This window comes from Pseudomonas taeanensis MS-3 (assembly GCF_000498575.2).
In the GTDB taxonomy this organism is placed as follows: Bacteria; Pseudomonadota; Gammaproteobacteria; order Pseudomonadales; family Pseudomonadaceae; genus Aquipseudomonas; species Aquipseudomonas taeanensis.
In genome coordinates, this window is the sequence record NZ_AWSQ01000001.1 from 1,123,651 (window position 1) to 1,148,149 (window position 24,499).

The following is a 24,499-nucleotide window of genomic DNA, read 5'->3' on the forward strand; positions in this document are numbered from 1 at the left end:
CGCTATTAGACGGATTTGGCTTATGCCTGTCAAGCGCGAGTTGGAAAATATTTAGCGATTACGGGTGTTTAGCTGCAACTAGTAGAATCTGGTCGACGCAATCGGCTAGCCCGGATGCAATTCCGGGAAGTTACGGGGCCGTCGCAGGCCCCAGGATTGTATTCGGGCTGCTTTCTGATTTATTCGCTGGGTGGCACGTAACCGTCGGCCTGGGCGTATTCCTCGCCGGAGAGGAACTTGTCCATCTCGGCCTGAAGGAATTTGCGGTCCTCTGCGTTCATCATGTTCAGCCGACGCTCGTTGATCAGCAGGGTCTGGTGCTTCTGCCACTCGTCCCAGGCTTGCTTGGAGACGTTGTTGAAGATGTCTTCGCCTTTGGCGCCCGGGTACGGCGGGCGCTCCAGGCCGGGCAATTCTTGCTTGTGTTTGCGGCACATCACGGTGCGAGTCATGGTTGTTCTCCAGTAATCGGTCCTGCATTCAATACGTCGGCCGCGCGTTTCAGCAGCTTTTTCACTGGGGCGGCAAGGCCCAGGCGCGGCGGGGTGGCGAGGTTATACCAGAGCCAGTCGGCCTCGGCCACGCTGGCCGGTTGGCTCTCGACCCGGATCAGCCAGGGTGCGATGGCCAGCTGGAAGTGGCTGAAGGTGTGGGTTAGCCCGGCCAGCTCGCGGCGTTCACCGAGTTGCAGGCTGTGGCGGTTGGCCAGGGTCTCCAAGGCCTGCAGGTCGTCCAGCTCTGGCAGGCTCCACAGGCCGCCCCACAGGCCGCTGGACGGTCGGCGATAGAGCAGAACCTCGCCGCTGCTGTTGCTCAGCAGGGGCATCAGGGTGCGCTTCTGTGGCAGTGCCTTGCGCGGCTTGGGGATTGGATAGCGGATCTCCAAGCCCAGCAGGTGGGCCTGGCAACCACTGCGCAGCGGGCATAGCAGGCAGCTCGGCTTGCTGCGGGTACAGAGCGTGGCGCCGAGGTCCATCATCGCCTGGGTGTAGTGATTCACCCGTTGCTGAGGGGTGAAGCGCTCGGCCACGTCCCATAGCTGTTTGGCGACTTTCGGTTCGCCGGGATAGCCTTCCTGGGCCACATAACGGGCCAATACCCGTTTGACGTTGCCGTCGAGGATGGCTGCGCGCAGGCCCATGCTCAGGCTGGCGATGGCGCCCGCAGTGGAGCGGCCGATACCGGGCAGGGCGGTCAGCGCCTCGACATCGGCGGGGAACTCGCCGGCATGCTCGGCCATGATCAGTTGCGCGGTTTTTTGCAGGTTTCGCGCGCGGGTGTAGTAGCCCAGGCCGGTCCACAGGTGCAGCACTTCGTCTTCCGGTGCTTCGGCCAGGGCTTGCACTGTGGGTAGTGCGGCCATGAAGCGGTCGAAGTAGCCGAGTACGGTGCTGACCTGGGTCTGTTGCAGCATGATTTCCGAGACCCAGACCCGATAAGGGTTGATGCCCTGTTGCCAGGGCAGGTCCTTGCGTCCGTGGCTGTCATACCAGTCGAGTACCGCCGCGGAGAATTGCTCGGGACTCATCGGTTGAACAAACCCTTGAGCGCATCCTTGAGTTCTGGGCTGACCTTGTCACCGAGTTTTTCTTCCAGTTTCTCGGTCAGCTTGCTACCGGCCAGGCGTGCGGCAATTTTGCCCAGGCCGTCCTGGTCCAGGCGGCAGGCCTTGGCGCCCAGCTCCAGCGGGCCACGGCAGCGCACGGGCCATTCGATGCCGACGTAGCGCTCATTGACCTGGCACGCCGGGTCGGGCATCGGGTGTTGGTCGCCTTGGATGACGATGCCGACGCGGTAGTCGAGGCCGAGCACGCGCAGGTCCAGGTCACCCTGACCATTGACCTTGAGCCCCGGGATGAGTGCCTGCAGGTCCGGGTTGCTGGCGACGCCGTTGCGAAAGGTCAGGTTGCCCTGCAGGGTTTCGAAGGGGGTGTCTTTGCCGCGCGCTTCGCTGGTCAGCACCTTGCGGTTGAGCGTGGCGATGCCACGGCACAGCTGCTGCTCCAGGTTGGCGTCGACCAGTACGCCGTCGTTGAGGGCGAAGCTGGCGGTGCCGTTGAGGCCATCGATCCAGGCTTTCTGGCTGTTGCCGTTGGTGGTCAGGTTGGCCTGCATGTCCAGCAGGCCTTTGACTGGCGACGGCTGTTGTTCGCTCTTGAGGAAAGGCTCGACCGGAATGCGGCTGAGGTTTTTTTCTATGCTCAGCAGCGGTACGGCCGGGCGTACATCGACCGTCGCCTTGGCGTCGAAGTTACCCTTGCCAAGATTGCCGCGCATTTCTTCCAGGCTCAGCAGTCCGCTGCGGCTCTTGGCCTTGAGCTTGAATTTGCTGATGACCTGCTGCTCTACGCTGAGCTGGTCGAGGTTCAAGGTCACTTGTAAATCGAGCGTGCGCAGCTGCTCGATCGGCAGCACCGCGGCGGTGCTCCAGGCTTGCTGGGTCGGCGCCTTGGGTAGCTTGGTGCTGCCATTGGCGCCAGCATCGGCGACGCTCTCCTTGACCTCGGCCTTGCGTGCGGTCTCGGCCTCTTCGGTTTTAGCCGGCAGGTAACGATCGAGATCCAGGCTGTCGCCCTGCAGTTGCACGCGCAGGGCTTGCTTGGCGAAGTCGCTAACGGCGATCTGGCCGGTGAAGCTGCTGTCGTCGAGCTTCAGCTGCAGTTCTTCCAGGGTCAGGCTGGTCGGGCTGCCGCTGAGGCGGGTGACCATCTCGAATTGGCTCAGGGTCTTGTCGTCACGCATGGGCGGCAACTGCTGACCGATGCCCTGGAGAAACTGGCGCAGGTTGAGCGGAGCGATGGACAGGCCGCCGGCGAGTTTCGCGGTTTTGTCCAGGTCGCGCACTTTCAACTCACCCAGCGCGCGCAGCTGATTGGCCGACAGTTTCAGGCTGTTCCATTCGGCAATCTGGGCGGCCAGGTCGACCAGCAGTTGGCCTTGTACGGTGAAGTTCAGGGTTTGCCCGTTGAAGGGTTCGCCAGAGATTTCGCCGCTGAGTTTGGCGTCTTCCAGCTGATAGCGCTTGAGTGCGCGGTCGAAGCGCAACTCGCCCTGCAGCTCGCTGCGTGCGCGCATGACCGGCTGGTTGGTGCCGAAGAAGGCGCTGAGTTTCAGCGGAATGCTGGCGCCTTCGCGGATAGCGCCGGTGGTCAGCTGAATGCTTTCCGCGCTGAACTGCTGACCTTTTTGTGCATCGTGGTAGTCGATGCGCGCGCTGTTGACGATCAGGCTGTCGATATCCAATTTGATCGGCTGAGCACTGCTGGTCGAGCTCGGCTCGGTTGTGCTGGCGCCATCGGCGGGTGCCTTGCCGCTGGTCTCGGTCGAGGCCGTGGCGGATGGCGCCGGACGGCCGACATCCTCCCAGTTGCCATGACCCTTCTCGTCACGCTGCAGATTCAGGTTGAGCCCGTCGATGCGGATGTCGCTCATCTGCACTTCCTTGCGTAGCAAGGGCAGTACGCGCACGGAGAGGCCGAGCAAGCGCAGGTCGGCAAAGGGCTGGTCGGGGGTGCTGGCGCTGGCCAGGGTGGCGTCGGTCAGCTCCAGGCCGAGCCAGGGGAACAGGCTCCAGCCGATGTCGCCATTCAGGGTCAGTTCCAGGTTGGCCTTGTCGCGGGCCAATTGGCGGATCTCGTCCTTGTAGTCGTTGGGGTCGAACAGGTGGGTCAGGGCGAAGCCCAGGGCCACGATGATCAGCAGCAGTCCGAGGAAAAACAGACCTAGGATTTTGCCGAGCGCTTTCATGGACGCGTCCTTGTTGTGAATGGCTTGAATAGAGGGGGCAAAGTATAGCGCCGAGCGTGTTGATCAGGGGCGCCCTGCATGCGCAATCGCCAGGCAGGGGTTCAGCCTTGCTGATTTGAGGTCGGATAGCGGGGCAAGTTCGGCAGACGCTGCTGCGCAGTTGGTTGGATGGGAACGTCGCCGAGCGGTTCCCTTGGCTCTGTCCGTTTTGGCCGAATGCCAGTATGCCTGCGTCGAGGCTGGAGGCTCCGCTAACAGATCTGCCGCTACTGTGCATGGCGTGGGCGGTGCTCAAATTTGGCGGGTTTGGCTGCCGCGCATTGAGGATGCCAGGGTTAGGCTTTGCAGGAGGATCGGTGTGCACCGGAATATGGCGAGCCGAGGCTGGCCAACACAATAAGAGCAGAGAGCTGAGCATGAATGTCGCGGTGATGGCGTTCCCCCTGTACATCCTCTTGATGCTGCTGGAACTGGCCTACGAGCGGTATAGCGGCAGGCACACCTATCGCCTGGCCGATGCCAGCACCAGCATCAATACAGCGGTGCTGCGGGTTTTGCTGGAGGGGCCGCTGCGCCTGTTGCTGGTTGTGCCGTACGCCTGGCTGTACGAGCATGCGCGCTGGTTCGAGTGGGATGCCACTTCGCCCTGGGTCTGGCTGCTTGGATTTGTCGCGGTGGACTTCTGCTTCTATTGGGCGCACCGCACCCTGCACCGCTACAACCTGCTGTGGGGCGCGCATCAGCCGCATCATTCCAGCGAGGATTTCAACCTGTCCACCGCGCTGCGCAAGGGTGCCTTGCAGGCCGCGTTCGACTGGCCGTTCTATTTGCCGTTGGCCTTGCTCGGGCTGCCGTTGCCACTGTTTTTGCTGCTGCTCGGCGTGCAGTTGGTCTATCAGTTCTGGATTCATACCCAGCATGTCGGGCGTCTCGGCTGGCTGGAATACCTGCTGATCACCCCCTCGCTGCACCGCGTACACCATGGGCAGAACGACGCCTACATCGACAAGAATCATGGTGGGGTGTTCAGCTGCTGGGACAGGTTGTTCGGCACCCATGCCGAGGAGCGCGAGCCGGTACGTTACGGCGTAACGACCCCGGTCAGCACCTTCGACCCGATCCGCCTGCAGTTCAGTTGGTGGCGTCTGTTGTGGTGCGATGCGTTGGCCACTCGCTCCTGGTGGGACAAGCTGCGCCTGTGGTGGATGCCCACCGGCTGGCGTCCGGCTGATGTGCGCGGTACGCCGTGGCCGCAGATGGGTACGGAGAAGTTCGAGCGGGCGTATCCGGCCGGACTGAAGGCTTATGCGTTTGTTCAGTTCGTGCTGATCAATGCGCTGGCGCTGCTGTTTCTCGCCAGTGTCCGGCAAGCGGCGCTGTGGCAGGCGGGGTTGCTGGTGCTGGTGATCCTGAGTGGCTGCGTCAGCCTGGGCCTGTTGTTCGAGGGTAAGCGGCAACTGTGGCGCTGGGAGAGCTGGCGGCTGCTGACAATGGCTGGGTTGGCGCTGGGCTGGGGCCTGTGGCTGGCGCCGGGGCAGTGGTTGCTCGCTGTGCTGCTGGCATGCTTGTGCGTCGCCAGTTTGCTCTGGTTGGTGTGGTTGGGTTGGTGGCCACGGTCGGGACAGTTGTTGTAGGAGCCAGCTTGCTGGCGATTCGAGAAGAAAACTCGCCAGCAAGCTGACTCCTACGTGTCAGGCATTATCCAGTCGTAGCCCGGATGCAATCCGGGGTGCAGTGGTGACTGCCTCAGCATTTCCCCGGATTTCATCCGGGCTACAAGTTGAGGCTATCCAGCATGAGGCCCAAGCGCGCGGCCAGGGCCTAATGTTCCAACTGATCCTTGGGGCTGACCAGGTTCGGCGTAAATCTTCGCCAAATCGCTGCCGTCCTGGGCGGACGGGTGGTTGATCGATTCGACGACGACGGGCATTGCTTCCTCCTCAAGACAAGCGCCGGCGCAGTACAAGGCTCTGGCTTATTGCGTCGATAGATTTTCCATCCGGCTGGCGCCGGTAGCCGCCCGGCGCCAGGGCCGCCTATAATGTCGGCCTTTTTCCGTGAGCAATTTCTGGAGCAGGTGATGGCCGAACGTACGGCATTGGTCGAGCGCAATACTCTGGAGACCCAGATCAAGGTCTCGATCAACCTGGATGGCAGCGGCAAGGCGCGCTTCGACATCGGCGTGCCTTTTCTCGAACATATGCTCGACCAGATTGCCCGCCATGGCCTGATCGACCTGGATATCGAGTGCAAGGGCGATCTGCATATTGACGACCACCACACCGTCGAAGACGTCGGCATCACCCTCGGCCAGGCCTTCACCAAGGCCATTGGCGACAAGAAGGGTATGACTCGCTACGGCCACTCCTACGTGCCGCTGGACGAGGCGCTGTCGCGGGTGGTGATCGATTTCTCCGGTCGCCCCGGCCTGCAGATGCACGTGCCCTTCACCCGCGCGGTGGTCGGTGGCTTCGATGTTGACCTGTTTCAGGAGTTCTTCCAGGGCTTCGTCAACCACGCCCTGGTCAGCCTGCATATCGACAACCTGCGGGGCACCAACACCCACCACCAGATCGAAACCGTATTCAAGGCCTTCGGCCGCGCATTGCGCATGGCCGTCGAGCTGGACCCGCGCATGGCCGGGCAGATGCCGTCGACCAAGGGCGTACTCTAAATGCAGACGGTCGCTGTTATCGATTACGGCATGGGCAACCTGCACTCGGTGGCTAAGGCGCTGGAGCACGTCGGTGCCGGCAAGGTGCTGGTGACCAGCGATGCCCAGGTGATTCGCGAGGCGGATCGCGTGGTGTTCCCCGGGGTTGGCGCGATCCGTGATTGCATGGCCGAGATCCGCCGGCTGGAGTTCGATGCGCTGGTGCGCGAAGTCAGCCAGGATCGGCCGTTTCTCGGCATCTGCGTGGGCATGCAGGCGCTGCTCGAGCGCAGCGAGGAGAACGACGGGGTCGATTGCATCGGCCTGTTCCCCGGTCAGGTGCGCTTCTTCGGCAAGGATCTGGTGGAAGACGGTGAGCGGCTGAAAGTGCCGCACATGGGCTGGAACGAGGTGGCGCAGGCGGTGAAACATCCGCTGTGGCATGAGATTCCCGACCATGCGCGTTTCTACTTCGTGCACAGCTACTACGTCGAGGCCGGCAAGCCGCAGCAGGTGGTGGGACGCGGCCACTACGGCAAGGATTTCGCCGCGGCGCTGGCCGATGGTTCGCGCTTCGCCGTGCAGTTCCATCCGGAAAAAAGCCACAGCCATGGTCTGCAGTTGTTGCAGAACTTCGTCGCCTGGGATGGTCGCTGGTAGATGAGCAGAAGCAAGAGCAAGCCGCCAATCCTGAGGCTGGAGGCCGCCCAGGAGCAAGCCGCGGTGGCCAGCATCAAGCAGTTTCTGGAGGAGCGCTTCGAACTTGAACTGGGCTCGTTCGAGGCTCAGGAGGTGCTCGATCTGTTCACCCGCGAAGTGGCGCCACACTTCTACAACAAGGCGATTGCCGATGTGCAGGCGCACCTGGCCGACAGGTTTCTGAGCATCGAAAGCGACTTGTGGGCGCTCGAGAAGAGCTGACCCTGTACCGATTCCCGTTTTTTAATTTGCAAGCTTGAGCAGGTTCGACTGATGCTGATTATCCCCGCTATCGATCTCAAAGACGGCGCCTGTGTGCGTCTGCGCCAGGGCCGCATGGACGACTCCACGGTGTTCTCCGATGACCCGGTGAGCATGGCCGCCAAATGGGTGGAAGGCGGTTGCCGCCGTTTGCACCTGGTTGACCTGAATGGCGCCTTCGAGGGTCAGCCGGTCAACGGTGAGGTGGTCACCGCGATTGCCAAGCGCTACCCGCGGCTGCCGATCCAGATCGGCGGCGGCATTCGCTCGCTGGAAACCATCGAGCACTACGTCAAGGCCGGGGTCAGCTACGTGATCATCGGCACCAAGGCGGTCAAGCAGCCGGAGTTCGTCGCCGAGGCGTGCAAGGCGTTTCCGGGCAAGGTGATCGTCGGCCTCGATGCCAAGGACGGTTTCGTCGCCACCGACGGCTGGGCCGAGATCAGTACGGTGCAGGTGATCGACCTGGCCAAGCGCTTCGAGGCCGACGGCGTCAGCGCCATCGTCTACACCGACATCGCCAAAGACGGCATGATGCAGGGCTGCAACGTGCCCTTCACCGCAGCCCTGGCCAACGCCACGAAAATTCCGGTGATCGCCTCCGGCGGCATTCACAACCTCGGCGATATCCAGACCCTGCTGGACGCCAGGGCGCCGGGCATTATCGGCGCAATCACCGGCCGGGCGATCTACGAAGGCACTCTGGATGTGGCCGAAGCCCAGGCGCTGTGCGACGGCTATAAGGGTTAACCTTAAGTAGGCTGGGTTAGCCGCGCGGCGGCGTAACCCAGCAATGGGCGTTGAATTAAAACCCGCGATGGTGGGTTACGGCCTGCGGCCTAACCCACCCTACGAGAGCACCAATATGGCACTGGCAAAACGCATCATCCCCTGCCTCGACGTGGACAACGGTCGCGTGGTCAAGGGCGTCCAGTTCGAGAACATCCGCGACGCCGGCGATCCGGTGGAAATTGCTCGGCGCTACGACGAGCAGGGCGCTGACGAGATTACCTTCCTCGACATCACCGCCAGCGTCGACGGTCGTGATACCACCCTGCACACGGTCGAGCGCATGGCCAGTCAGGTGTTTATCCCGCTGACTGTGGGCGGTGGCGTGCGGGCGGTGCAGGATATCCGCAACCTGCTGAATGCCGGCGCAGACAAGGTGTCGATCAACACCGCCGCTGTGTTCAACCCGGAGTTCGTCGGTGAGGCGGCGCAGCGTTTCGGCTCGCAGTGCATCGTGGTTGCCATCGACGCCAAGCAGGTGTCGTTGCCCGGTGAGCCTCTGCGCTGGGAAATCTTCACCCACGGCGGGCGCAAGCCGACCGGCCTGGACGCGGTGCTGTGGGCGAAGAAGATGGAAGCGCTCGGCGCCGGTGAGATCCTCCTGACCAGCATGGATCAGGATGGCGTCAAGAGCGGCTACGACCTCGGCGTCACCCGCGCCATCAGCGAGGCCGTCGGCATTCCGGTGATCGCTTCTGGCGGCGTCGGCAACCTCGAGCATCTGGCCGCTGGCATTATCGAAGGCAAGGCCGATGCGGTGTTGGCCGCGAGCATCTTCCACTTCGGCGAATACACGGTGCCCGAAGCCAAGGCCTACCTGGCCAGCCGCGGCATAGTAGTGCGCTGAGTTGCCGCGACTGCTCATGCTTGAGCAGTCGCACTGCGGGCGAGTCGACAGACCCTGTCGGTTCGCCCGACTAAACTAGCAATCCCCGCGTATCGGCCGTTCTGGCCCGCTGACGCGTTCAGTTAATACGCCCCTGCATATCCTTAATCCTGACATGGAGTCCCTATGCCTGCTGTACGGCTATTCGCTGTTTTTCTGCTGCTTTGCGAGGCCAGTTTTGCGCACGCTCAAACGCTGGTGCTGCTTACTGAAAACCTGGCACCGTTCAATCAGTCGATCAGCGGGCGTAATTTCGCCAAGAACGATGGCATTACGGGTATCAGCTCCGACACCCTGCGCGCGGTGTGCGAGCGTGCTCGGGTCGAGTGCCAGCAGATTCTGCGTTTCCCCTGGGAGCGGGTGTATCAGCAGGCACTCAAGGAACCCGGCTACGGCCTGTTTTCCACGGCCCGGACCCCTGCGCGAGAAAAGCTCTTCAAGTGGGTTGGGCCGATCGCCACGAATGACTGGGTGCTGATGGCGCGGGCCGATAGCCCGATCCAGCTGGACAGCCTGCAAGGCGCCGCGCAATACCGTATCGGTGGCTATAAGGGCGATGCAATCAGCCAGTACCTGATCGACCGAGGCCTGACGGTGCAAACCGCTCTGCGCGACAACAAGAACGTGGAGAAACTGGCCAAGGGGCAGATCGATCTCTGGGTGACCGCCGATCCGAGTGGGCGCTATCTGGCCAGGCAGGAAGGCCTGGACGAACTGAAGGTGGTGCAACGTTTCAACACCGCAGAATTGTATCTGGCGCTGAATAAGGACACCCCGGATGAACTGGTGCAGCAGTTGCAGGCTGCGCTGGAGGCGCTGCGTGCCGAAGGCCAGCTGCGCAGGATCAGCGAGCGCTACTGAATAGTGCGACGGTTGCGGCCTTTGCGTGATTTTCCAGTCAAGACTGGGCGGCGGCAGCCGGGCTGGGTATGCTGAGCCGCCTGCACACTTATAACAATGGGGCTGTCCATGTTCAAACGTCTATGCCTGGCCTGTGCCGGCGCCTTGTTGCTGATGGCAAGCGCGGCTCGAGCGGAAATCGATAGCAGTTATCGTATGGTGTTGCTGACGGAGAACTTTCCGCCCTACAACATGGCGATCAATGGCAAGAACTTCGCTCATGAAGACAATATCGATGGCATCGCAGTGGATATTGTCCGTGAAATGTTCAAGCGCACCGGCATCCACTACAACCTGACCCTGCGCTTCCCGTGGGATCGTATCTATAAGCTGGCGCTGGAAAAGCCCGGTTACGGGGTGTTCGTGACTGCGCGTCTGCCGGAGCGCGAGGATCTGTTCAAGTGGGTCGGTCCGATCGGCCCGGACGACTGGGTCCTGCTCGGCAAGGGCGACAGCTCGATCACCCTCAAGAGTCTGGAGGAGGCCAAGCAATACAAGGTCGGCGCCTACAAGGGCGATGCGATTGCCGAACACCTGGCCGAGCGCGGTCTTGAGCCGGTTACCTCTCTGCGCGATCAGCTGAATGCCAAAAAATTGATGGCCGGACAGATCGACCTGTGGGCCACCGGCGATCCGGCGGGACGTTACCTGGCCAAGCAGGAAGGTATCTCCGGGCTGAAAACCATCTTGCGTTTCGACAGTGCTGAGCTGTACTTGGCGCTGAACAAAGAAACACCCGATGAGGTGGTACGTAAACTGCAAGATGAGCTGGACAAGATGCGCGCCGAAGGGTTCGTCGACGATATCCTCAACAGCTACCTGTAAGGCTTTTCGAGCCGACGATTAACCCATGCCGTCTCGTTGCCATGGAAGGCTGAAGTCAGACACTAAGCATCGCCGGGTAGACACCCCGACAGCGATGTCGCTAGCCATAATCACAAATCATGCAAGCGGGGAGACTTATGCTGAAGCTTCTGAAAAACGGCCTGATGTTCGGGCTGATTCTGGGCGCCTGTGCGGCACGCGCCGAGTTGCCGATGGACTACAAAATTGTTTTGCTGACCGAGAACTTCCCGCCGTTCAACATGGCGGTCGACGACAAGAACTTCGCGCGGGACGATGGCATCGATGGCATCAACGCCGAAATCGTGCGGGAGATGTTCAAGCGGGCCGGTATCAAGTACACCCTGACCTTGCGCTTTCCCTGGGATCGTCTGTACCGCTTGACCCTCGACAAGCCCAACTATGGCCTGTTTTCCACCACCTTCACGCCTGAGCGTCAGCCGCTGTTCAAGTGGGTCGGGCCGCTTGCCAAGACCGGCTGGGTACTGCTCGCGGCACCGGGCAATAACATCAGTGTGGGCAGTTTGAAGGAGGCGGGTCAGTACCGCATAGGTGCCTACAAGAACGACTCGGTCAGCCAGCACCTGGAGGGCCAGGGCATGCAGCCGATCAACGCCTTGCGTGACCAGCAGAACGTCAAGAAGCTGATTGATGGCAAAATCGACCTGTGGGCTACCACCGACCCGGTTGGCCGCTACCTGGCCAAGCAAACGGGCGTCAGTGGTCTGACCACCGTGTTGCGCTTCAAGGACGCCGAACTGTACCTGGCGCTGAACAAGGACACTCCCGACGAGGTGGTGCAGCGTCTGCAGAAAGCGCTGGATGAACTGCGCGCCGAGGGTTTCGTCGACGAGATGACCAACAGCTACCTGTAGTCTGAGCAGGCAGAAAAAAGCCCGGCACTGAGACCGGGCTTTTTTCTGCGCGGGCTATTTACCGCGAGTAATGTTCAAGCCCTTGAGCAGGGTCAGGGCCTGGCTCAGCTGGTAGTCGTCATCCTGCGGGCGAGCCGGCTTGTTAGCTTTGTTCTTGCTCGGCTTGTCCGCACCACCGTTGCCGTTCCCCAGGTGGCCCTGCAGGTCGGCTTCCTTGATGTTCTGCTCACCCGGCTCCTGGGTCAGCTTGGCACGCGCGACTTCGATGTCCGGGGCGATACCCTGGGCTTGGATCGAGCGGCCGTTCGGGGTGTAGTACAGCGCGGTGGTGAGTTTCAGGGCGCGGTCATTGTTCAGAGGGAGCACGGTTTGCACCGAGCCTTTGCCGAAGCTGTCGGTGCCCATCAGCACGCCACGTTTGTGATCCTGCAAGGCGCCAGCGACGATTTCCGATGCGGAGGCACTGCCGCCGTTGATCAGTACTACCAGCGGTACACCTTCGCTGGCATCCAATGGGTCGGCGGAGAAACGCAGCTCGGAGTTGGCAATCCGTCCTTCGGTGTAGACGATCAGGCCTTTCTTGAGGAAGTGATCGGACACCTCGACCGCCGCTTGCAGCACACCGCCTGGGTTGTTGCGCAGATCCAGCACCAACCCGCGGAGCTTCTTGCCGTTGTCCTTGCGCAGCTTGGCCAGCGCCTTGCCGACTTCTTCGCCGCTATTGACCTGGAATTGGGTGATACGCAGGTAACCGTAGCCGTCCTCGAGCAGCTGGCTCTTCACGCTGCGGACCTTGATCACCGCACGGGTCAGTTCCACATCGAAGGGTTTGCCGCTATCGCGCACCAGGGTCAGGAGGATCTTGCTGCCGGCCTTGCCGCGCATCTTGTCCACGGCCTCCATCAGCGACAGGCCTTTGGTCGGCTGTCCATCGATCTTGACGATCAGGTCGCCTGGCTGAATGTCGGCTCGCGCTGCGGGTGTGTCGTCGATGGGAGTTACTACTTTGACGAAGCCATCCTCGGTGCCGACTTCGATGCCCAGGCCGCCGAATTCGCCGCTGGTGCTCTCCTGCAGTTCGCGAAAGGCTTGTGGGTCGAGGTAGGCGGAATGCGGATCGAGGTTGCTGAGCATGCCCTTGATCGCATTTTCCAGCAGGGTCTTGTCGCTGACCGGCTCGACATAGGCGGCTTTGATGCGATCCAGTACCTCGGCGAAAGTGCGCAGATCCTCCAGGGGTAGCGGTGCCTTGTCGCTAGTGGCAGCCGCCGCCGCAGCCGGCGCTTCGGCGGCTTGCAACACAGAGGCGCTGCCGAGCAAGGCGATAGCCAGTGCCAGCGAGGTGAGGCGAGACAAATTCGGCATAGCGAACTAACTCCTAAGAAGGTGAGCGCAGCGCTTATCCTTGCGCGCGGCACCATTGGGCCGGGTCACTGGGACGACCCTGCTGGCGAATCGCGAAATACAGAGCGGGCGTATCTTGTCCGCCGCTGGTGCCGACGGTGGCGATCGGCTCGCCGGCCTTGACTACATCACCGGCGTCTTTCAGCAGGCTTTGATTATGACCATAGAGGCTCAGGTAACCGTTGCCATGGTCGAGAATGACCAGAAGCCCAGCGCCACGCAACCAGTCGGCGAACACCACGCGGCCGCCGTGTACGGCGTGCACCTGGCTGCCGGCTGCGGCGCCGATCAATACGCCGTCCCATTTAGTCCGAGCGTCACCGCCGCGCGGGGTTCCGTAACGCGCGACTAAACGGCCATCGACGGGCCAGGGCAAGTTGCCGCGAGCCTTATCGAACGGCCCGCCGTAACTGGCCCCGGAACTGACCCGCGGGCCGCTGCTGGCGGGGGTGGGAGCATTGCTGCGCTGTTGTTGTTCGCGCGCCTCGGCGAGGGCACGTTGGCGCGCTTGTTCGGCTTCGCGCGCCTGGCGCGCAAGGGTGGCTTCGATGGTTTTCAGTACGTTGGTCAGCTGCGCCTGGTCACGCTGACGTGCTTTGAGTTTCTGGTCGCGGTCGGAAAATTCCTTGCTCAGCGTGGCCAGCACCAGCTGGCGCTCCTTGCGCGCTTCGGCGAGCTGGTCGCGGCGGCTGTCCAGGGCGTTTTTCTGTTCCAGTAGCTGGGTTTGCTGGTTGGCGATGTCCTGTTCGACGTTGGCCAGTTGGCGCAGGGTCTCGTTGAACGTGGCCAGTTGCTGCATACGCGCTTCGCTGAGGTAATCGTAATAGGTCAGGGTGCGCGAGAATTTTTCCGGTTGCTGCTGGTTGAGCAGCAGTTTCACATATTCCTGGCGGCCGCTCTGGTAAGCGGCGCGGGCCTGGATGCCGATCAGTCGTTGTTGCTCAAGGCGCGAGCTCTGGAGTTTTTTTTTCTCCTGATCGAGCTGTTGAATCTCTTCTTGGCTTTGTTGCAGTTCGTTCTGCAGGCCCTTGATCTGCTTTTCCAGCTGGCCCATGTCGGTTTCGGTCTTTTGCAGCGATTGCTGTACCCCGGATTTCTCCTGCTGCAATTTATTCAGCAGCTTTTTCAGCTCGGCCACGTCGGCGCGGGCGGCTTCCAGCTGTTTCTGGGCATCGGCTTTCTCGTCGGCAAAAGCCGGGCTGAGCAGGCAGGTCAGAAAAATCAGGGTGAGGGCGCGAAACATGGGGCTGGCGACACCTGGGGCTGGGACGCTCCTAGTATGCCCGTGGTGATCGGCAAAAAAAACGCCCCAGTCCGCGAGGAATGGGGCATTTCGTGGCTTTCGTCTGTTAGTTAAGGTTGATGATGCTGCTGCCGGTCATTTCTGCCGGTTTGGCCAGCCCCATCAGGGTCAGCAGGGTTGGCGCGACATCGGCCAATACGCCGTCGGTGCGCAGGCTGACGTTGCGCTTGCCGACATAGATGAAAGGCACCGGTTCGCAGGTATGGGCGGTATGCGCCTGACCCGTGGATTGGTCTTCCATCTGCTCGACATTGCCGTGGTCGGCGGTGATCAGGGCTTCGCCGCCGACCTTGTCGAGTGCCTCGACGATGCGCCCGACGCAGCTGTCCAGGCACTCCACGGCTTTTACCGCGGCATCGAACACGCCGGTATGACCGACCATGTCGCCGTTGGCGTAGTTGACCACTATCACATCGAAACGCTGATTCTCGATGGCGTCGACAATCTTGTCGGTGACTTGCGGTGCGCTCATTTCCGGCTGCAGGTCATAGGTGGCAACGTTCGGCGAAGGAATGAGGATGCGTTCCTCGCCGTCAAACGGCTCCTCGCGACCGCCGGAGAAGAAGAAGGTGACGTGGGCGTACTTCTCGGTTTCGGCGATGCGCAATTGGGTCTTGCCGTTCTTCGCCAGGTATTCGCCGAGCACGTTGGTCAGTGCCGCCGGTTGGAAGGCGCTGGGCGCCGGAATGCTCGCGGCGTACTGGGTGAGCATGACGAAGCCGGCCAGCTGCGGCACGCGGGGGCGGGCGAATTCCGTGAAGTCGGCTTCGACGAACGCGCGGGTCAGTTCGCGGGCGCGGTCGGCGCGGAAGTTCATGAATACAACGGCATCGCCATTTTCCACCTTGACCGGCTCGCCGAGGCTGGTGGCTTTGACGAACTCGTCGCTTTCGCCGCGCTCATATGCGGCCTGCAGGCCGGCAACAGCATTGCTGGCGGTGTATTGGCCCTGGCCGTCGACGATCAGCTTGTAGGCTTGCTCGACGCGGTCCCAGCGGTTATCGCGGTCCATGGCGAAGTAGCGGCCGATGAGGCTGGCGATACGGCCCTTACCGAGTTTGGCGAAGGTTGCGTCGAGCAACTCGATGGAGCTTTGCGCGCTCTTCGGTGGAGTGTCGCGGCCGTCGAGGAAGGCGTGCAGGTAGATCTTCTCGGCACCACGCTGGGCCGCGAGCTCGGCCATGGCCGCGATGTGCTCCTGGTGGCTGTGCACGCCGCCGTCGGAGAGCAGGCCGAGGATATGCACGGCCTTGCCGGCCTGCACCGCCTGGTCAACCGCGCCGGTGATGGTGGGGTTGTCGAAGAACTCGCCGTCGCGAATCGCCTTGGTCACCCGGGTGAAGTCCTGGTACACCACCCGGCCGGCACCGAGGTTCATGTGGCCGACTTCGGAGTTGCCCATCTGTCCGTCAGGCAGGCCGACGTCCATGCCGCTGCCGGAGATCAGGCCATGCGGTTGGCTGGCGCGCAGTCGGTCATAGACCGGGGTGTTGGCGGCATGAATGGCATTGTGCTCAGGGTTGTCACTGTGACCGAAGCCATCGAGAATGATCAGTACCAACGGTTTTGGCGTGGCGCTCATAAAGCTGGCTCGCTCTGCGTGAGGGACAAAAAAGACCTGGCATTTTACGGCCTGGTGGCGGATACGTCACCGCCCGGCGGGGTTTGGTCGACCTGTGGGGCTGTGTATACTGAGCGACATTTTACCGTCCCGGAATCGTGCAATGCTTGCCAACTTGATTGAATTTGCCACCAACCACTATGCGCTGAGCGGCGTGTTCGTCGTCGTCCTGGCGCTGCTGATCTTCTCCGAGCTGAGCAAGGGTGGGAAGAGCCTGAGCAGTCGCGAACTGACCGCGCTGATCAACAGTGAGCAGGGCGTAGTGGTGGATGTGCGGGCGCAAAAGGATTTCTCCGCCGGGCATATCGCCGGTGCCCTGCATATGCCCTATGACAAGCTGGCGAGCCGTGTTGCCGAGCTGGAAAAGCACAAGGCCAAGACCCTGATCGTGGTCGATGCCATGGGCCAGCAGGCCGGTGCTGCCAGTCGTGAGTTGAAGAAAGCCGGCTATAACGCGGCCAAGCTGTCTGGTGGCATCGCCAGCTGGCGTGGCGATAATCTGCCGGTGGTGAAGTGATATGCCGGCAGTCGTGATTTATTCCAGCGATTGGTGCCCCTACTGCATCCGGGCCAAGCAGTTGCTTGGCAAGAAAGGGGTGACCTTCGATGAAATCAGGGTCGATGGTCAGCCCGATGTGCGTGCCGAGATGACTCGCAAGGCGCGGCAGACCTCGGTGCCGCAAATCTGGATCGGCGACACCCATGTCGGCGGTTGCGACGAACTGTATGCCTTGGAGCGCGCCGGCAAGCTCGATGCGCTGCTCAAGGCTTAGTGGCCTGTGTGGCTGGTCCAATTAGTCAATTTCGGCGTTTAGGCCCCGATACTGTGTTGCCGCTCCTTGCCATAGCCCGCTATGACTCGTCGCAGCGCCTGGCCTCGGAACCTCAGCCATCAGAACTTGAGTTAACCAACTAGCCATACAGACCACTAGCGTTGTAAAAAACTCACTAATTAGCATCCACGATAAGAAGGCTTTGCCATGACTGAACAAGCTAGCAACGGCGCCGCTCAGGGCGAACAGAACCCACAGTTTTCCCTGCAGCGCATCTATGTGCGCGACCTGTCTTTCGAAGCGCCGAAGAGCCCGGAAATTTTCCGTCAGGAGTGGACCCCGAGCGTGGCGATGGACCTGAACACCCGTCAGAAGTCCCTGGATGGTGATTTCCATGAAGTGGTGCTGACCCTCTCGGTTACGGTGAAGAACGGTGAAGAAACCGCGTTCATCGCCGAAGTCCAGCAGGCCGGGATCTTCCTGATCAAGGGCCTGGACGCCGGCTCGATGAGCCACACCCTGGGTGCCTTCTGCCCGAACATCCTCTTCCCTTATGCGCGCGAAACCCTCGACAGTCTGGTGGTGCGCGGCTCCTTCCCGGCGCTGATGCTGGCGCCGGTGAACTTCGACGCGTTGTACGCGCAAGAACTCAAGCGTATGGAGCAAGCGGCCGAGGCGACCCCGGCTCAGTGAGCCGTTCGCTCTAGTCGTATAGAAAGCGCCCTGCGGGGCGCTTTTTTATATGCCAAGGATTTAGCGATGAGCGCCGCTCGACCTTGGAGTCAGTGCGGTGGATGCCCGAAAGGCATGGCGCGGCCGTTTCGCCACACCCGGCTCAGTCGATGGCAAAGCCCTGTTGTCGCCACGCTTCGTAGACCGCAATCGCTACGGTATTGGACAGGTTCAGGCTGCGGCAACCTTCACGCATCGGCAGGCGCAGTCGTTGCTCGGCGGGCAGGCTGTCGCGTATATCCTGCGGCAGGCCGCGGCTTTCCGGACCGAACAGGAAGGCGTCACCCGGCTGGTAGTGCACTTCATGGTAGGGTTGCGAGCCTTTGGTGGTGAAGGCGAATACGCGAGGCTGGCCCAGTCTCTCCAGGCAACTGGGCAGGTCGTCATAGCGCTGCAGGGTGGCGTACTCGTGATAGTCCAGTCCGGCCCGGCGCAAGCGCTTATCGTCCAGCTCGAAGCCCAATGGTTCGATCAGGTGCAGGTGGCAACCGCTGTTGGCACAGAGCCTGATAATGTTGCCGGTATTCGGTGGAATTTCCGGTTGAAAAAGGATTACGTGAAACATGCGCGGCTCCGAGCCTGAAGACGGACAGCATTCTACTCCCGATCTTGCCGTGCGGCCGCGTCCCTGGGCGCGGGTAATCGGCTCCCTGGCCTTGCTCGGCTTTCTGGTCGGGCTGATGATCGGTCGCCTGTTGCAGCCGGACGAGTTGCGTCTGGCCCAGGTGGAAGAGGCGGAGCAGGGCTTGTATCTGTGGTTCAACGAGCGGCCGCAAGTGCGTGTGCGGCATATTCAGGGCACCTTCGTCCTGCGCGTGGAAACCCTCGGGCGCGAGCAGCAGGGTCAGATACGCCTGCACGGTCGGGCAGTGAATTGGCGCTTGCGGCGCGATCATAGGGAGTTGGTGCTGCGAGTGGTGGCTGCCCGTCCGCTGCGCGGTGAATGGCGCGTTGAGGAGCTGGACGGGCGCTGGCGGTTGCTGGTCAGCCTGGAAGAGCAATAAAAGAGGGGAATCCCCGGCCTGCCTGTACCAAGGCCCCCTAAACTGGAGTTGCTTGAGTCTATGCAGGGGTTATGCCAGTTTTATTACGATGCCGCACCCCCGCGGAAATGCTGAGAGCCAAAGCCATTTTGTCTGGGTTGTGCCGACGCGTTTACACCAGGGCATGTTCCGGCGGAGTGCATAACAGGTGCCTCGTGCGCCGACAGTGAGCACTTCCGCACGGCTTAGAGCAATAAAAAAGCGGACCCCGAGGTCCGCTTTTTTATTGCGCCGGCTGCTGACTCAGTTGTCGTCGCCGTCGTCGTCCTCGGCGCCGTCGATATTCATGCCCAGCTCCTTGATCTTGCGAGTCAGGGTGTTGCGCCCCCAGCCCAGCAACACGGCGGCATCGCGGCGGCGTCCGGCGGTGTGTTTGAGGGCCGTCTCGATCATGATCCGTTCGAACACTGGCACCGCGCTGTCGAGCAGGCTGGACTGGCCGCGGGTCAAGGCCTGGTCGGCCCACTGGCGCAAGCCATGTTCCCAGTTGCTCGGCGCTGCATTGTCCTGCGGTTGGCTGAGTAGTTCCGGTGGCAGGTCGTCGACGTGCACCTCGCGCCCGGAGGCCATCACGGTGATCCAGCGGCAGGTGTTCTCCAGCTGGCGCACGTTGCCCGGCCAGGACAGGTTCTGCAGATAGTCCTCGGTCTCGCGCTTCAGCAGTTTTGGTTCAACTGCCAGCTCCAGCGCGGCCTGGCTCAAGAAGTGCCTGGCCAGGGTCGGGATATCTTCGCGACGGTCGGCCAGGCGCGGGATATGGATGCGGATCACGTTGAGGCGGTGGAACAGGTCCTCGCGAAACTTGCCGGCCTGAACCAGGTTTTCCAGATCCTGGTGGGTGGCGGCGATGATACGCACATCCACTTTCACCGGCGTATGGCCGCCGACCCGGTAGAACTCGCCGTCGGCCAGCACGCGAAGCAGGCGGGTCTGGGTGTCGGCCGGCATGTCGCCGATTTCGTCGAGGAACAGGGTGCCGCCGTCGGCCTGCTCGAAGCGCCCGCGGCGCAGGTTGGCCGCACCGGTAAAGGCGCCTTTCTCGTGGCCGAACAGTTCGGACTCCATCAAATCCTTGGGGATGGCGGCCATGTTCAGTGCGATAAAGGGTGAAGCCGCACGTGGGCTGTGGCGGTGCAGGGCGTGGGCCACCAGCTCCTTGCCGGTGCCGGACTCGCCATTGATCAACACGGTGATGTTCGAGTGGCTGAGGCGGCCGATGGCGCGGAACACCTCCTGCATGGCGGGCGCTTCGCCGATGATCTCCGGGGTGCGCGCTTCTACAGTTGGGGCGACCAGACCTTGTTGTTCCTGTGCATGCTGGAACGCACGCTTGACCAGGGACACCGCCTCGTCGACATCGAACGGCTTGGGCAGGTACTCGAAGGCCCCGCCTTGATAGGAGGCGACCGCGCTTTCCAGGTCCGAGTGGGCGGTCATGATGATCACCGGCAGGCGCGGATGCAGTTCGCGAATCTGCGCCAAGAGATCCAGGCCACTGGCACCGGGCATGCGGATGTCGGAGATGATCACGTCCGGCTGCTGCCGGCCGAGGCGGCTAAGTACTCCGTCCGCGCTGTCGAAGCTCTGGGTGGTCATGCCTTCCTGTTGCAGGGCTTTTTCCAGCACCCAGCGGATGGAGCGGTCGTCGTCGACGATCCATACGGTTTCACTGCGACTCATGACGGCGTTACTCCTTGTTCCAGCGGCAGGAAGATCGTGAACACGGTATGCCCGGGGTGGCTCTCGCACTCGATCAAGCCTTGATGCTGACTAATGATGTTCTGGGTGATGGCCAGGCCGAGTCCGGTGCCGTCTGCTCGTCCGCTGACCATGGGGTAGAAGATGGTTTCTTGCAGCTCCGCGGGTATGCCGGGGCCGTTGTCGATGATCTCCAGTCGGGTCACCAGGCGGTGGCGGACGTGGGCGATGGTGAACTGGCGCAGGGTGCGGGTGCGCAGGGTGATGCGGCCGAGGTGCAGCTCATTCTGCGTGCCTATCGCCTGCATGGCGTTGCGCACGATATTCAGCACCGCCTGGATCATCTGCTCGCGGTCGATCAGCACGTCCGGGATGCTCGGGTCGTAGTCGCGTACCAGGGTGATGCTGCCCTGGCTTTCCGCTTCGACAAGGCTGCCGACGCGCTCCAGCACCTCGTGCACGTTGGTCATGGCCAGCGACGGCAGTTTGTTCGAGCCGAGCATGCGATCCACGAGGTTCCGCAGGCGGTCGGCTTCTTCGATGATGACGTTGGTGTAGTCCTTCAGGCTTTCTTCCGGTAACTCGCGCGCCAACAGTTGCGCGGCGCCGCGAATACCCCCCAGCGGGTTCTTGATTTCATGGGCCAGGCCGCGCACCAGCAGTTTGGTGGTTTCCTGCTTGGACAGCTGCGCCTCTTCCTTGGTGATGCGCAGGAAGCGGTCACGCGGATGGACTTCCAGCAACAACAGGGTTGCACCGCGATTGAGGATCGGCGTCACCGCATAGTCGACGGTCAGGGTCTGGCCGGTAACTGAGGTCAGCACGGCTTCGCGCTTATTGAATGGATGCGCCTGCTCCACCGCCTGACGTAGCGAGGACAGGGCCTCTGCCGATTCGGTGAATAGCTCGCTGATGAATTGTCCGTGGCTGCGTTGTCCGCTGACGGCCAGGAGCATTTCCGCGGCCGGATTCATGTACTCGAGGCGCAGTTCGGCGTTGAGCAGCAGGGTGGCGGTGGTCAGGTTATCGAGCAGCAGGCGGTGCAGTGCGTCGTTAATGGTCATAGGCAAAGGCTTCCGGCAATGGGCTGGAAAATGCAAGAAGCAAACCAAAGCCCCGGAAAGGCGCAGGGAATAAGCGAAATCGGCGGCTCTGGCCGTGTTTCGGCGCAGGAGCGTGGCGTGCGAGCGAACCAGAATGGGGAGAGTATAGAAAGTGGTGCGGCTTATTGCACCACAATGGTGCGATGGCTGTTTGGCTTAGATAAAAGGCACGAAGGGAATGTCGCGCTTCTCCGGCGGCTTGTCCTTCAGCGGGCATTCCGGGCGCACGCCGTAGTCGGCTTTTTTGCAGGGTCTGACCATGCGCTTCTGGGCCAGCGAGATGCGTAGCATATGCAGCGGCTGGTTAGGCGTGCGCTCTAATGTGTGGCCCTGGGCATCGACGATTTCCACGGCCAGTTGGTGGGTGCCGCGGTCGATGTTATTTAATTCAAACACCGGGCTGCGACCCGTGGCGCCGATACTCTGGCCGTCCAGCAACAGGCGGTAGCTGTGGCCATCGTGTAAGGCCGGCTCGCTGCTGGCGGTGACGATCAGGTTGCCGGCGCTGTCGCGGATGGTGGCATCGGGTTCGGGGATCAGGATGCGCAGCACCTGATAAGCCGGTGCTCGTGCGGTGGCGGCAGGTGCTGGTGGAGCGGCAGTCGGCAAGCTGGGCATGCCGTTACTGGGCGCCAGTTCGATGCGCTCGGCGTTACCCTGCCTGGGTTGATCGGTGAATACGCGATTACCCTCCGCGTCGATGTAGGTATAGACCTGAGCGGCAGCCGGTAGGCTCAGCAGAAGTAAGTACAGCAGGAGGTTGCGCATGGTTCAGCTGGCCGGTTTGGGTGTAGGGGGTGGTGGCGGACGCAGTGCCGGGCTGCTGGTATTGACCCGCTGCACGGTGAAGGTGACGCTGGCGCTCTGTTGAATCGGCTGCTCGCCATTGAGTATTTCAACCGCCAGGCTGTGTTCGCCGCGATCTATGTTGCTCAGCTGCAGGCGCGGCACGTTGCTGGGCTGGCCGTAGGGCTGGCCATCCAGTAGCAGGCGCAGGCGGTGCGGCGGGGCAAGGCGCGGCACCAGTCGCACGCCGACACTGAAGGTGCCGTTGTTGGCGCGCAGGGCTTCATCGGTCGGGATATCGGTCAGTTCGAGCACCGAATAGCGTGCCGCTGAGACCGCTTCGGCGGGCTGGCTCGGTGGCTGGGTGAGTGGCTGGGCCTCGACGGTGTTGGTCGCGGGCAGCTCAACGGCCTCGGCGTTCTGGCCGTCCGGGGGCTGGTTGGTGAACACCGTATTACCGTTGGCGTCGGTGTACTTGTAGATCTGTGCGCTGGCCGGCAGAGCCAGGATCAGCAGCAGGCAGGTGAGCATCCGGCGCATGGCCATTCTCCCGAGTGATGTGCTGCTAAGACTTGCACTGGCAGGAGGTGCTGGCAAGGGGGCGGAGGTTGCGACGTGCCCTGGCGCAACAAATAGGTGGTCGAACGGGGCTGGGACGACTTATTAAGGCGGCCGGGCATCCAACAAAAAAGCCTCCCTGGCTTTCGCCAGGGAGGCTTCTTGTGTCACGCCGCCTGAGCGGCGTATGCCTGGTTTAGACGCTGTAGTACAGGTCGTATTCCAGCGGGTGTACGAAGGTACGAACCTTGATTTCTTCTTCGCTCTTCAGCTCGAGGTAAGCGTCGATGAAGTCGTCGGAGAACACGCCGCCCTTGGTCAGGAACGCACGGCCCTTGTCCAGCTCTTCCAGGGCTTCTTTCAGGCTGCCGCACACCTGTGGGATCAGCTTGCCTTCTTCCGGTGGCAGGTCGTACAGGTTCTTGTCGGCTGCATCGCCTGGGTGGATCTTGTTCTGGATGCCGTCCAGGCCAGCCATCAGCAGGGCAGCAAAAGCCAGGTACGGGTTGGCAGCCGGGTCCGGGAAACGCGCTTCGATTCGGCGCGCCTTCGGGCTGGATACGTACGGGATGCGGATCGAAGCGGAGCGGTTGCGCGCCGAGTAGGCCAGCATGACCGGTGCTTCGAAGCCCGGGACCAGACGCTTGTAGGAGTTGGTCGAGGGGTTGGTGAAGCCGTTCAGGGCCTTACCGTGCTTGATGATGCCGCCGATGAAGTACAGGGCAGTGTCGGACAGACCGGCATAGCCTTCGCCGGAGAAGGTGTTCTTGCCGTCTTTGGAAATCGACATGTGCACGTGCATGCCCGAACCGTTGTCGCCGTACAGCGGCTTCGGCATGAAGGTTGCGGTCTTGCCGTAGGCGTCGGCAACGTTGTGCACGCAGTATTTGAGGGTCTGAACTTCGTCAGCCTTGGCCACCAGGGTGTTGAACTTCACGCCGATTTCGTTCTGACCGGCAGTCGCCACTTCGTGGTGATGCACTTCGATGACCAGGCCCATTTCTTCCATGGCGTTACACATGGCAGTACGGATTTCGTGGTCGTGGTCGCACGGCGGCACCGGGAAGTAACCGCCTTTGACAGCCGGACGGTGGCCCTTGTTGCCACCTTCGACGTCCTGGTCGGTCATCCAGGAGCCCTGCTCGGAGTAGATCTTGAACATCGAGCCGGAGATGTCGGACTTGAACTTCACTTCGTCGAAGATGAAGAACTCAGGCTCCGGGCCGACGAATACGGTGTCGCCGATGCCGGTGCTCTTGAGGAACTCTTCGGCGCGCTTGGCGATCGAGCGTGGGTCGCGGTCGTAGCCCTGCATGGTGCTCGGCTCGACGATGTCGCAGACGATGATCAGGGTCGGTTCTTCGGTGAAGGGGTCGAGGACGGCGGTGTCGTCGACCGGCATCAGGATCATGTCGGAGGCTTCGATGCCTTTCCAGCCATGAATGGAGGAGCCGTCGAACATCTTGCCATGCTCGAAGAATTCGTCATCCAAGGCGTCGCGCGCCGGCATGGTGACGTGGTGCTGCTTACCCTTGGTGTCGGTGAAGCGCAGGTCTACCCACTTCACGTCGTGTTCTTTGATCAGTTGAATCGACTTCGACATGCTGTCCTCCAGATGGATAAGGCTCAAAGGGTGAGCCCCTATATAGTTCGGTGAAGCCCGGCGCGATAGTCCGCCAGGACAATCTGCCTCACAAGAGAGCAAATTGCATGCCAGTGCCCTGGAATGGGCAGATGGCCTGAAGTACAGGCGTAGCGAGGAGTGCGAAGTCAGTCTCGGACAATAATCGCTCTATTTTGGTGCGTCAATATTTCGCTGTGCTCG

General features: G+C 61.7%; 25 protein-coding genes. 13 read left to right on the top strand and 12 right to left on the bottom strand.

The genetic code is table 11. The annotated features are described in order from the left end of the window. Nucleotides 1-179: 179 nt before the first annotated feature. From TMS3_RS04835 to TMS3_RS04845, 3 genes are read right to left on the bottom strand one after another with little or no spacing between them, the layout of a single operon-like run. Complete coding sequence (locus TMS3_RS04835) at nt 180-452, bottom strand: oxidative damage protection protein (protein ID WP_025164122.1); 273 nt, start codon at nt 450-452, stop codon at nt 180-182. Beyond that, nucleotides 449-1,528, bottom strand: a complete 1,080-nt coding sequence (gene mutY, locus TMS3_RS04840) for an A/G-specific adenine glycosylase (RefSeq protein ID WP_025164123.1) — start codon at nt 1,526-1,528, stop codon at nt 449-451. Before mutY ends, TMS3_RS04835 begins: the two co-directional genes overlap by 4 nt. Further along, nucleotides 1,525-3,747: an AsmA family protein gene (locus tag TMS3_RS04845; RefSeq protein WP_025164124.1), complete on the bottom strand. Its 2,223-nt coding sequence runs from the start codon at nt 3,745-3,747 to the stop codon at nt 1,525-1,527. The genes mutY and TMS3_RS04845 overlap by 4 nt, the downstream gene beginning before the upstream one ends. A gap of 416 nt (nt 3,748-4,163) precedes the next feature. Between TMS3_RS04845 and TMS3_RS04850 the strand changes: the two genes are divergently transcribed. From TMS3_RS04850 to TMS3_RS04890, 9 genes are all read left to right on the top strand, one after another. Continuing rightward, nucleotides 4,164-5,381 carry a sterol desaturase family protein gene (locus TMS3_RS04850; RefSeq protein WP_025164125.1) on the top strand — a complete coding sequence of 406 codons (1,218 nt, stop codon included), beginning with the start codon at nt 4,164-4,166 and terminating at the stop codon, nt 5,379-5,381. Between the two features lie 446 nt (nt 5,382-5,827). Beyond that, nucleotides 5,828-6,421: an imidazoleglycerol-phosphate dehydratase HisB gene (gene hisB / locus TMS3_RS04855; protein ID WP_025164126.1), complete on the top strand. Its 594-nt coding sequence runs from the start codon at nt 5,828-5,830 to the stop codon at nt 6,419-6,421. Next, nucleotides 6,422-7,060 (top strand): imidazole glycerol phosphate synthase subunit HisH, encoded by a 639-nt coding sequence (gene hisH / locus TMS3_RS04860; RefSeq protein WP_025164127.1) that lies wholly within the window; start codon nt 6,422-6,424, stop codon nt 7,058-7,060. Beyond that, nucleotides 7,061-7,321 carry a DUF2164 domain-containing protein gene (locus TMS3_RS04865; RefSeq protein WP_025164128.1) on the top strand — a complete coding sequence of 87 codons (261 nt, stop codon included), beginning with the start codon at nt 7,061-7,063 and terminating at the stop codon, nt 7,319-7,321. It abuts the gene before it with no gap. A 51-nt stretch (nt 7,322-7,372) separates the two neighbouring features. Next, nucleotides 7,373-8,110 carry a 1-(5-phosphoribosyl)-5-[(5-phosphoribosylamino)methylideneamino]imidazole-4-carboxamide isomerase gene (gene hisA / locus TMS3_RS04870; protein ID WP_025164129.1) on the top strand — a complete coding sequence of 246 codons (738 nt, stop codon included), beginning with the start codon at nt 7,373-7,375 and terminating at the stop codon, nt 8,108-8,110. A gap of 115 nt (nt 8,111-8,225) precedes the next feature. Beyond that, nucleotides 8,226-8,996, top strand: a complete 771-nt coding sequence (hisF, locus tag TMS3_RS04875) for an imidazole glycerol phosphate synthase subunit HisF (RefSeq protein WP_025164130.1) — start codon at nt 8,226-8,228, stop codon at nt 8,994-8,996. Between the two features lie 165 nt (nt 8,997-9,161). Then, nucleotides 9,162-9,896 carry a substrate-binding periplasmic protein gene (locus TMS3_RS04880; protein WP_025164131.1) on the top strand — a complete coding sequence of 245 codons (735 nt, stop codon included), beginning with the start codon at nt 9,162-9,164 and terminating at the stop codon, nt 9,894-9,896. A gap of 108 nt (nt 9,897-10,004) precedes the next feature. Beyond that, a complete protein-coding gene (locus TMS3_RS04885) occupies nt 10,005-10,760 on the top strand; it encodes a substrate-binding periplasmic protein (protein WP_025164132.1) in 756 nt (251 codons plus the stop codon). 137 nt (nt 10,761-10,897) lie between these two features. After that, nucleotides 10,898-11,653 carry a substrate-binding periplasmic protein gene (locus TMS3_RS04890; RefSeq protein WP_025164133.1) on the top strand — a complete coding sequence of 252 codons (756 nt, stop codon included), beginning with the start codon at nt 10,898-10,900 and terminating at the stop codon, nt 11,651-11,653. Nucleotides 11,654-11,707: 54 nt separating this feature from the next. Here TMS3_RS04890 and TMS3_RS04895 read toward each other — a convergent pair whose 3' ends face one another. The 3 genes from TMS3_RS04895 to gpmI all read right to left on the bottom strand — a co-directional run bounded on the left by TMS3_RS04895 (nt 11,708) and on the right by gpmI (nt 15,942). Then, nucleotides 11,708-13,018, bottom strand: coding sequence for a S41 family peptidase (locus tag TMS3_RS04895; protein WP_025164134.1), 1,311 nt, complete (start codon nt 13,016-13,018; stop codon nt 11,708-11,710). 34 nt (nt 13,019-13,052) lie between these two features. Further along, entirely contained in the window at nt 13,053-14,300 is a 1,248-nt protein-coding gene (locus tag TMS3_RS04900) for a murein hydrolase activator EnvC family protein (RefSeq protein WP_025164135.1), read from the bottom strand. Between the two features lie 106 nt (nt 14,301-14,406). Next, nucleotides 14,407-15,942, bottom strand: coding sequence for a 2,3-bisphosphoglycerate-independent phosphoglycerate mutase (gpmI, locus tag TMS3_RS04905; RefSeq protein WP_025164136.1), 1,536 nt, complete (start codon nt 15,940-15,942; stop codon nt 14,407-14,409). A 142-nt stretch (nt 15,943-16,084) separates the two neighbouring features. Between gpmI and TMS3_RS04910 the strand changes: the two genes are divergently transcribed. The 3 genes from TMS3_RS04910 (at nt 16,085) to secB (ending at nt 17,447) form a co-directional block, all read left to right on the top strand. Then, entirely contained in the window at nt 16,085-16,498 is a 414-nt protein-coding gene (locus TMS3_RS04910; protein ID WP_025164137.1) for a rhodanese-like domain-containing protein, read from the top strand. A 1-nt stretch (nt 16,499) separates the two neighbouring features. Further along, a complete protein-coding gene (gene grxC, locus TMS3_RS04915) occupies nt 16,500-16,754 on the top strand; it encodes a glutaredoxin 3 (protein WP_025164138.1) in 255 nt (84 codons plus the stop codon). A 207-nt stretch (nt 16,755-16,961) separates the two neighbouring features. After that, on the top strand, nt 16,962-17,447 hold the full coding sequence (gene secB / locus TMS3_RS04920; RefSeq protein ID WP_025164139.1) for a protein-export chaperone SecB: 486 nt from the start codon (nt 16,962-16,964) through the stop codon (nt 17,445-17,447). Between the two features lie 142 nt (nt 17,448-17,589). On the opposite strand, the gene trmL is transcribed toward secB, so the two are convergent. Continuing rightward, nucleotides 17,590-18,051, bottom strand: coding sequence for a tRNA (uridine(34)/cytosine(34)/5-carboxymethylaminomethyluridine(34)-2'-O)-methyltransferase TrmL (trmL, locus tag TMS3_RS04925; RefSeq protein ID WP_025164140.1), 462 nt, complete (start codon nt 18,049-18,051; stop codon nt 17,590-17,592). Here trmL and TMS3_RS04930 point away from each other — a divergent pair. Continuing rightward, complete coding sequence (locus tag TMS3_RS04930; protein ID WP_025164141.1) at nt 18,050-18,490, top strand: hypothetical protein; 441 nt, start codon at nt 18,050-18,052, stop codon at nt 18,488-18,490. The two genes, trmL and TMS3_RS04930, sit on opposite strands and share 2 nt — an antisense overlap. 282 nt (nt 18,491-18,772) lie before the next feature. Here TMS3_RS04930 and ntrC read toward each other — a convergent pair whose 3' ends face one another. The 5 genes from ntrC to glnA form a co-directional block, all read right to left on the bottom strand. Next, nucleotides 18,773-20,209: a nitrogen regulation protein NR(I) gene (gene ntrC, locus TMS3_RS04935; protein WP_025164142.1), complete on the bottom strand. Its 1,437-nt coding sequence runs from the start codon at nt 20,207-20,209 to the stop codon at nt 18,773-18,775. After that, nucleotides 20,206-21,291, bottom strand: a complete 1,086-nt coding sequence (gene glnL / locus TMS3_RS04940; protein ID WP_025164143.1) for a nitrogen regulation protein NR(II) — start codon at nt 21,289-21,291, stop codon at nt 20,206-20,208. The genes ntrC and glnL overlap by 4 nt, the downstream gene beginning before the upstream one ends. Before the next feature lie 195 nt (nt 21,292-21,486). Further along, nucleotides 21,487-22,098: a DUF4124 domain-containing protein gene (locus TMS3_RS04945; protein ID WP_025164144.1), complete on the bottom strand. Its 612-nt coding sequence runs from the start codon at nt 22,096-22,098 to the stop codon at nt 21,487-21,489. A 3-nt stretch (nt 22,099-22,101) separates the two neighbouring features. Further along, nucleotides 22,102-22,656: a DUF4124 domain-containing protein gene (locus tag TMS3_RS04950; RefSeq protein ID WP_025164145.1), complete on the bottom strand. Its 555-nt coding sequence runs from the start codon at nt 22,654-22,656 to the stop codon at nt 22,102-22,104. A gap of 214 nt (nt 22,657-22,870) precedes the next feature. Continuing rightward, complete coding sequence (gene glnA, locus TMS3_RS04955) at nt 22,871-24,277, bottom strand: glutamate--ammonia ligase (protein ID WP_025164146.1); 1,407 nt, start codon at nt 24,275-24,277, stop codon at nt 22,871-22,873. Nucleotides 24,278-24,499 lie beyond the last annotated feature (222 nt).